Genomic DNA, 8,547 nt, shown 5'->3' with positions numbered 1-8,547 from the left:
GGGGGAGGGAGGGGCGGGTGGCCAGGTGGGTCATGACCGCCCGCAGCCCGCCCCGTTCCCGGAGTTCCGCCAGTTCCGCCAGGTTCCAGACCGCCGTGCCGACCACGCTGAAGCTGCGCGGGCCGCGGCGCTGGATCGTGCCGCGTACCAGGAGCAGCCAGGAGTGGAAGACGGTGTGGGCGCACGCCTCGTGGCTGTCGTCGAAGAACGCGCAGTCGACCAGGCCCGTGCTGTCGTCGAGGGTGGTGAAGATGACGCGCCGTCCGGAGCGGATCGGGGGTGTCTGGGTGGCGGCCTTGGCCCCGGCGACCAGGACCGTGTCGCCGTGCCGGGCCTCGCGCAGCCGCTTGGCCGGGAGTACGCCCAGCTCGTTCAGGAACTGGGCGTGGTCCGCCATCAGGTGCCGGGAGGCGTCCATGCCGAGGACGCCCAGTTCGGCGCTGAGGCGTTCGGCGTCGCTCAGGTCCGGCAGTCCTGCCGGTGCCGAGGCGGCCGCCGCGGACAGCGGGAGTTGGGTGTCGGCCGGGGCGCCCCGCTGCTGGCGGTGGAGTTCGGCGATGTGCAGCAGCAGGTCGCGGCGGTTGGCGCCGAAGGAGTCCAGGGCGCCGACCCGGGCGAGGCGTTCGAGTACCGGGCGGCCGGGGTGGGCGCGGCGCCACAGGTCCTGGAGTGAGGAGTAGGGGCGGCCGGCGGCGATCCGTTCGGCCTCCGCCTCGCTGATGCCGTGCACTTCGGAGAGCGCGAGCCGGAGTCCCCACCGGCCGGCCGAGCCGGGTGCGGACGCCGGTGGCGCCGCGCGCCCTCCGGCCGTACGGAGTTCGGCGCCGCCTGCGCGGGATCCGCTTCCAGATGCGCGGTGTTCGGCCACGCCTGCGCGAGCCCCCTCGGCACCGGCCGCACGAGACGCGGGCCCGCCCCCACGGGCCCCGCCCCCGAGCTCCAAGCGCGTTTCGCCCCCCGATACACCCGATGCGCCGGATTCACCAGACACCAGTTCGATTCGATAGGACACGTCGGAGTGGTTCACGTCCAGGGGGAGGATCGGGACGCCGCGGCGGCGGGCGTCGGCGAGGAGAAGGCGCTTGGGGTACATGCCGGGGTCGTGGGTGAGCAGGCCGGCGTAGAAGGCGGCCGGGTGGTGGGCCTTGAGCCAGGCGGACTGGTAGGTCGGTACGGCGAAGGCGACGGCGTGCGCCTTGCAGAAGCCGTACGAGCCGAAGGCTTCGATGATCTCCCAAGTGCGGGCGACGTCCTCGGCGGAGTAGCCGCGCTGGGCGGCCTGTTCGGCGAACCAGACGCGGATGCGGCCCTGGGATTCGGGGTCGGACAGGCCGCGGCGCACCCGGTCGGCCTCGTCCAGGCCGCAGCCGGTCATGCGGTCCAGGATGCGGATGACCTGTTCGTGGAAGACCACGACTCCGTGCGTCTCGCGCAGGGCGTCCTCCAGGTCGGGGTGCGGGTAGCGGACGGGCCTGCGGCCGTGGCGGGATTCGATGAAGGGGCGGACCATGTCGGCCGCGACCGGCCCGGGACGGAAGAGCGAGATGTCCACGACCAGGTCGTGGAAGGTGGCGGGCTGGAGCCGGCCGATCAGGTCGCGCTGGCCCGGTGATTCGATCTGGAAGCAGCCGAGGGTCTCGGTGGAGCGGATCAGGCCGTACGTGGCGGGGTCGCCGGGCGGTACCTGTGCCGGGTCGTCGAGGTCGGGGGCCGGGCGGCCGGTGGCGCGGCCGATCTCGGCGGTGGCGTGGGCCATCGCGGACTGCATGCGGACGCCGAGTACGTCGAGCTTGAGCAGGCCGAGGTCCTCCACGTCGTCCTTGTCGAACTGGGACATGGGGAAGCCCTCGCCGCCGGTGGGGACCACGGGGGTGCGTGCGGTGAGGGTGGCGTCGGAGAGGAGGACGCCACAGGGGTGCATGGCGGTGCCGCGCGGGAGTTTGTCCAGTCCTTCGACCAGGTCCCAGAACGGCGGGGGCGGCGGGTTGTCCCGCAGCCCGCGGAGCTCCGGCAGTTCCTCCAGCGCCGCGCGGGCGTCGCGGGCCCGGATGTGCGGGAAGGACTTGGCGATCCGGTCGACCTCGGCGGGGTCCATGCCGAGGGCGGCGCCGACGTCGCGTACGGCGTGCCGTACCCGGTAGGTCTCGGGCATGGCGACGGTGGCGACGCGTTCGGCGCCGAAGCGGTCGAAGATCGCGCGGTAGACCTCCAGGCGGCGCGCCGATTCCACGTCGATGTCGATGTCGGGGAGGACGGCGCGGCGCTTGGAGAGGAAGCGTTCCATGAGCAGGCCGTGTTCGACGGGGTCGGCGTGTGCGATGCCGAGGAGGTGGTTGACGAGGGAGCCGGCGCCGGAGCCGCGTGCGGTGACGCGGATGCCGAGGCGGCGGGTGTCCTCGACGACCTGGGCGACGGTGAGGAAGTACGACGCGAAGCCGTGGTGGTCGATGATGTCCAGTTCGCGGTGGAGGCGTTCCCAGTACGCGCGGGCTTCGGGGCCGCGGTCGTAGCCGCGGCGGACCATGCCGGCGGCGCTGCGGGAGGCGAGGACGCGCGAGGCGGTGCGGTGCGCGGCGCCGACGAGGCGGGGTTCGGGGAAGTGGACGGTGCCGAGGCCGATGTCGTCCTGGGGGTCGACGAGGCAGGCGGCCGCGGTCTCCTCGGTCATGGTGAGGAGGCGGTGGGCGGTGTCGCGCCGGTGGCCGGCGGCTTCGGCGACGCGTTCGGCGGTGCGGGCCATGGTCGCGGCGTCCTTGAGCCAGCGTTCGCCGCTGTCGCGGGCTTCGGGGCGGTGGCGGTCGACGGGTACGAGGCGGCGGGCGGAGTCCAGGACGTCGGCGACGGGGCCCTGGCCGGGGTCGGCGTAGCGGACGGCGTTGCTGAGGACGGCGCGTACGCCCTGGTCGACGGCGAAGCCGAGGGTGCGGGCCGCGAGGCGGAGGGAGCCGGGGCCGGTGCCGGTGCGGCCGTGGTGGACGACTTCGAGGCGGAGGGCGTCGCCGTAGAGCTCGCGCCAGGGGGCGAGGAGGCGGGCGGCGCGGTCGGGGCGGCCGGCGGCGAGGGCGCGGCCGACTTCGGAGTCGGGGCCGAGGAGGACGAGGACGCCGTCGGTGGGGTCGCCGAGGCGGGCGGCGGCTTCGCGTATGCCGTCGGTGGTGCCGGCCGCGCCGGCGTGGGTGCCCGGTGCGCCGGTGAGGGCTTCCCAGGGGAGGAGGGGGCGGTCGCGGTCGGTGGCGTGGGCCGCGGAGACCAGGCGGCAGAGGGTGGCCCAGCCGCGGGCGCCGTCGCGGGCGAGGAAGACGGCGCGGGCAGCGGATTCGTCGACGAAGGCACCGCCGCGTACGGGGGTGCGGCGGCGTGCCGTGGGGGTGGGGCCGGGCTGTGGTTCGGCGATGGCCAGGTCGGTGCCGAAGAGGGGGCGGATGCCGGCTTCGGCGGCGGCCTTGGCGAAGCGTACGGCGCCGGCGAGGGAGTCGCGGTCGGTGAGGGCGAGGGCGTCCATGCCGCGTTCGGCGGCGCGCTCGGCGAGCCGTTCGGGGTGGGAGGCGCCGTATCGCACGGAGAATCCCGACGCGGTGTGCAGGTGCGTGAACCGGGACATTCGCACCTCCTACCGCGTGAGCACCCCCTGACTTACCTTGCATCCCCCGTCTCACTCACACCATAACGCTTTCTTCGAACGCGCGTGCGAACAGAGGTGTGCGACGCGCCGGGGAGCGGCCGCGCGGCCGCATATCTTCGGCCGCGAAACGGAAGATATGGGGCGAATCGCTATACGGATGGTCGATTCGAGTGAGCGGTTCGAGCAGCCGATACGAGCGACCAGCACGAACGACCGGGACGAGCGACCGGCGCGGACGGCTGACACGAGCGCGGCCGGGACGAGCGACCGGTACGGACACGAGGAGCGGCAGATGGCCACAGCGGACGGCGGGACCGGGGCCGGGCACGGGGGCGGAGGCGGCACCGGAGGCGGTGGCGGGGCCGGCGCCCCGCGCGCCACCTTCGCGGAGGAGCTGAAGGACGCGGTGTCGGCGCGGGCCGCGCTGCTGGTCGTCGGGGTGCTGGCGCTGACGGCCGCGTTCATCGCCTCGTACGCCGGCGCCTTCCACTCCCCCAAGCCCCGGGACGTGACGTTCGCGGTCGTGGCGCCCCCGCAGGCACGCGGCCAGCTGGTCGCGAAGCTGGACCGGCTGCCGGGCTCGCCGCTCGACCCGCGGCCCGCCGGGTCGCGGGCCGAGGCCGTGCGGCAGCTGAAGGACCGGGAGATCGACGGCGCGCTGGTGGCCGATCCGCGCGGCAAGCAGGACGAGCTGCTGGTCGCGGGCGGCAGCGGCAGCGCGCTCTCCGACGCGCTGCAGAAGGTCCTCACCAAGGCGGAGCAGCGCGAGGGGCGGACGGTCCGGACGACCGACGTGGCGCCGGCGGACCCGCAGGACGCGCGCGGGCTGTCCTCGTTCTACCTGGTGGTGGGGTGGTGCGTGGGCGGCTACCTGTGTGCCGCGATCCTCGCGATCAGTTACGGGGCCCGGCCCACCAACGGCCGGCGGGCCGTCATCCGGCTCGCGACGCTGCTGGTGTACTCGGTGCTGGCGGGGCTGGCCGGGGCGCTCGTCATCGGTCCGGCGCTCGGCGCGCTGCCCGGCAGCGTGGTGGCGTTGTGGGGGCTGGGCGCGCTGATCGTGTTCGCGGTGGGCGCCACGACCTTCGCCTTCCAGGGCATCGCCGGGGTCCTCGGCATCGGGCTGACCATCCTGGTGGTGGTGATCGGCGGTAACCCCAGTGCGGGCGGTGCGTATCCGTATCCGCTGCTGCCGCCGTTCTGGGAGGCGATCGGGCCCGCGCTGCCGCCGGGCGCGGGCACCTGGGCGGCCCGTTCGATCGCGTACTTCGGCGGGCGGGCGCTGACCGGGCCGCTGCTGGTGCTCGCCGCCTGGGCGGTGGTCGCCTCGGTGCTGACGCTGGTCTTCGCGGCACTCTCGGTGGGGCGGGGCGCGGTCGACCGGAGCGAGGTGCGGCAGCAGTAGGGCGCGGCATACGCGAGGGCGGGGGCAGGACCGCCCCCGGGAGGCCCCGAGGAAGGGCCGCCCCCGAGGCAGGCCCACCGGAGGCAGGACCGCTCCCCGGGCAGATCCGCGCCCCCGCAGGACCTGTGTGCGACTCACATGTGGGTGCCGCCGTCGATCCGCAGTTCCGTGCCCGTGACGAAGGCGCCGTCCTCGGAGGCGAGCATCGCGATGACGCCCGCGACCGTCTCGGGACCGGCGAAGCCCTCGCCGATGACCGGCATCAGCTTCGTGAACAGGCTCATGTCGGCGTCCTCGGGCAGCCCGGGGCCGCGGCCGGTGGTCATGCCGCTGGCGATGGAGCCGGGCGCGACGCACACCGCGCGCAGGCCCTGCTTGCCGTACTCGCTCGCGATGGCGTGGGTCATCGACTGGATGCCGCCCTTGCTCGCCGCGTAGGCCGCCATGTACGGGTGCGCGAACGAGGCCGAGGTGGAGCTGAAGTTCACGATCACCGGCTGCTCGCCCGCCAGCAGGGCGGGCAGCGCCTCGCGGATCATCAGGAACGTGCCGGTGAGATTGGTCGTGACGATCCGGTTCCAGAACTCCAGGGTGGTCTTGTGGGTGTGCTCGGAGCGCAGGATGCCGGCCGCGTTGACCAGGACGTCCAGTCCGCCGAGCGACTCCACGGCGGCCGCCACGCCCGCGACGACCGCGGCCTCGTCGGATATGTCCAGGACCGCCGTGGTGAGCCGGCCGTCCGTGCCGTCGGCGGCGGCGCGCTCGGCGGTGCCCTTCAGGCCCTCCTCGCTGACGTCCGCCGCCACGACCCGGCCGCCCTCCGCGAGGATCCGGTGCACGGTGGCCCGGCCGATGCCGGATCCGGCGCCGGTGATCAGTACCCGTCGGCCCTCATAGCGGTTCATGGCGTTCTCCGTTCTGTTGCGGTGCGGGGCTCTCCGTCGGGCCCCGGCCAAGTCACCGTACGCCTGCGTGGCACAGTGTGCCACCTTTGCAGCATGCGTCACATCGGCGTACGGCGGCGTACACTCCGGGCATGTCCACCGCACAGCCCGCTCCCTCCTCCGCCCGCCCCGCCACGCTCACCGAGCGGCGCAAGGCCGCGACCGAGCTGGAGATCGCCCGTACCGCGGCGGCGCTCTTCGCCGAGCGCGGCGGCGCCGTCACCGCCGAGGACATCGCGCGGGCGGCGGGCGTCGCGCCGCGCACCTTCTACCGCTACTTCCGGACCAAGGAGGACGCGGTCGCACCGTTGCTGACCTGGGGCGTACGGAGCTGGACCGAGCGCCTGGCGGAGCTGGCCGCACGGGAGCCGGAGCTGCCGCTGGGCGAGGTGCTGGAGCGGGCGGCCCGCGAGGCGCTGACGCCCGCAGACGCGCGGGCGGCGGAGGCGCTGGAGTGGACCCGCGGGCTGCTGCACGCGATGCGGGACAACCCGGCGCTGCGCGCGGTGTGGCACCGGGCGCACCACGAGTCGGAGCTGGCGCTGACGGAGGTGCTGGCGCGGGCGGGTGCGGCGGGGCCGCTGGAGGTGCGGCTGGCAGCGGCCGCCGCCGACGGGGCGCTGCGGGCCGCGGTGGAGGTGTGGGCGGCCGGCGAGAGCGACGAGGCGCCGGCGGAGCTGGCCGTGCGGGGGCTCCGGCTGGTGGGGGCGGGGCTGCCGTGGCTGGCGCAGCGGCGGGGGCCCGGGGCGGGGTGAGCGGCCCCGGGCGGGCAGGACGGACAGCGGTCGGGTGGCGTGCACGCCGAAGGGCCGCGGTCAGATGGTGTAACCCGCCGGAGGGCAGCGGTCGGGCGGCGTGCGCGCCGGAGGGCAGCGGTCGGGCGGCGTGCGCGCCCGGAGGGCGGCGGTCAGGCCGTGTGCACCACCTCTCCCCCCACCACGACCGTCTCCGCCACCGTTCCCGGGATGTCCTCCGGTGCGGCGCGCAGGATGTCGCGGGAGAGGACCACGAAGTCGGCGAGCTTGCCGACGGTGAGTGAACCGCGCTCGTTCTCGAGGAAGTTGGCGTACGCCGAGCCCATCGTGTAGCCGTGCACGGCGCTTTCGACGTCGATGGTCTCCTGCGGGCCCCAGGGTTCGCCGCCGCCGAGCGGGCGGCGAGTGACGGCGGTGTGGATGCCGGTCATCGGGTCCATCTCGGCGACGTTCCAGTCGCTGGAGAAGGCGAGGACCGCGCCCGCCTCCTGGAGGCTGCGCAGCGGCCATGCCTTGTGCCAGCGGTCGGGGCCGACGTTCTCCGCCCAGTCCTGGCCGGGTCCGGCGATCTCGGGTGCGGCGTGCCGGGGCTGCATGCAGGCGACCACGCCGAGTTCGGCGAAGCGCGGGGTGTCGGCCGGGTCCAGGCATTCGACGTGCACGATCTGGTGGCGGGCGTCGCGGGGGCCGTTGACGGCGCGTGCCCGCTCGACCGCGTCCAGGACGGTACGGATGCCGCGGTCGCCGGTGGCGTGCACGAAGCACTGGAAGCCGAGCCGGTCCAGTTCGGTGAGGAGCGCGGTGAATTCCTCGGGCGGGTAGAAGGTCTCGCCGCGGTGGTGGCGGCAGCCGGCGTACGGGGTGAGGAGCGCGGCGGTGCGCGGCTCGATCACGTCGTCGATGTAGAGCTTGAGGGGTCCCACACGGAGCCGGTCGTCGTCGTACTTCCCGGCGGCTGCGGCGAATGCGGCGAGGTCGGCGCCGGTCGTGCCGCGGGGGTGGAAGAGGGCGGCGAGGAGCCGGGAACGCAGCCGGCCCTCGGCGCGGGCCCGTTCGAACAGGGCCAGGTCGTCGAGGGAGTTCTGCGGTTCGACCACCGTCGTGATGCCGTAGCGGATCGCGTCGTCCAGGCTGCGGGTCAGCCGGCGGTACTGGCGGTCGGGCGACGCCCAGGGCAGGCCGAGGTCGCGCAGGGCGCGGTGGCCGTCGCGGGAGAGGCCGCGGACGGCGAAGTCCTTGAGGAATCCGGTGGGTTCGCCGGTGGCGGGGTCGGTCTCGGCGCGGCCGTACGGCAGGTCGGTGCGGTCCTTGGTGATGCCGAGGCGGCGCAGTGCCGCGGTGTTGAGCCAGGCGGTGTGCACGTCGTAGCTGAGGACGAAGGCGGGCGTGTCGCCGGTGACGGGGTCGAGGTCGGCGGCGCGGGGCATGCGGCCGCCGGGGAGCGCGGAGTAGTCCAGCGCCTCGGCCTCGATCCAGGCGGCGTCGGGGTGCGCGTCCCGCCAGGTGCGGATGCGGGCGTGCACCTCGTCCAGGGTGCGGGCGCCGGCGAGCTGGACGCAGGCGTCGTCGGAGCCGAGCCGTACGTGGTTGTGGGCGTCGATGAAGCCGGGCAGCGCCAGCCGGCCCCGGCCGTCCAGGACTTCGGTACGGCCGGAGGTCCAGGCCGCGGCTTCCGTGTCGGGGCCGAGCCAGACGATGCGGCCGTCGCGTACGGCCAGGGCCTCGGCCTCGGGCAGTGCGGGGTCGACGGTGTGGATGCGGGCGTTGCGCAGGACGAGGTCGGCGGGCGGGTGGGGCATGGGCGTACTCCTGTGGTGGTGC

General features: G+C 74.7%; 5 protein-coding genes. 2 read left to right on the top strand and 3 right to left on the bottom strand.

Features of this window, described 5'->3' with window-relative positions; genetic code table 11:
• The coding region (locus C3486_RS28870) for a DNA polymerase III subunit alpha (protein WP_103835717.1) at positions 1 to 3,601 on the bottom strand (3,601 nt) is incomplete at its 3' end.
• A gap of 313 nt (positions 3,602 to 3,914) precedes the next feature.
• Between C3486_RS28870 and C3486_RS28865 the strand changes: the two genes are divergently transcribed.
• Positions 3,915 to 5,027: an ABC transporter permease gene (locus C3486_RS28865; RefSeq protein WP_258053047.1), complete on the top strand. Its 1,113-nt coding sequence runs from the start codon at positions 3,915 to 3,917 to the stop codon at positions 5,025 to 5,027.
• 134 nt (positions 5,028 to 5,161) lie between these two features.
• Here C3486_RS28865 and C3486_RS28860 read toward each other — a convergent pair whose 3' ends face one another.
• Complete coding sequence (locus C3486_RS28860) at positions 5,162 to 5,932, bottom strand: SDR family NAD(P)-dependent oxidoreductase (protein WP_103835716.1); 771 nt, start codon at positions 5,930 to 5,932, stop codon at positions 5,162 to 5,164.
• Positions 5,933 to 6,063: 131 nt separating this feature from the next.
• Here C3486_RS28860 and C3486_RS28855 point away from each other — a divergent pair, with 131 nt between their 5' ends.
• Entirely contained in the window at positions 6,064 to 6,726 is a 663-nt protein-coding gene (locus tag C3486_RS28855; protein ID WP_103835715.1) for a TetR family transcriptional regulator, read from the top strand.
• 152 nt (positions 6,727 to 6,878) lie between these two features.
• On the opposite strand, the gene C3486_RS28850 is transcribed toward C3486_RS28855, so the two are convergent.
• Positions 6,879 to 8,525 (bottom strand): amidohydrolase, encoded by a 1,647-nt coding sequence (locus C3486_RS28850; RefSeq protein ID WP_103835714.1) that lies wholly within the window; start codon positions 8,523 to 8,525, stop codon positions 6,879 to 6,881.
• Between the last annotated feature and the right edge of the window lie 22 nt (positions 8,526 to 8,547).

The sequence above is a fragment of the Streptomyces sp. Ru73 genome, from assembly GCF_002920575.1.
GTDB lineage: Bacteria > Actinomycetota > Actinomycetes > Streptomycetales > Streptomycetaceae > Streptomyces.
This window is presented reverse-complemented; position numbering and strand designations above follow the sequence as displayed.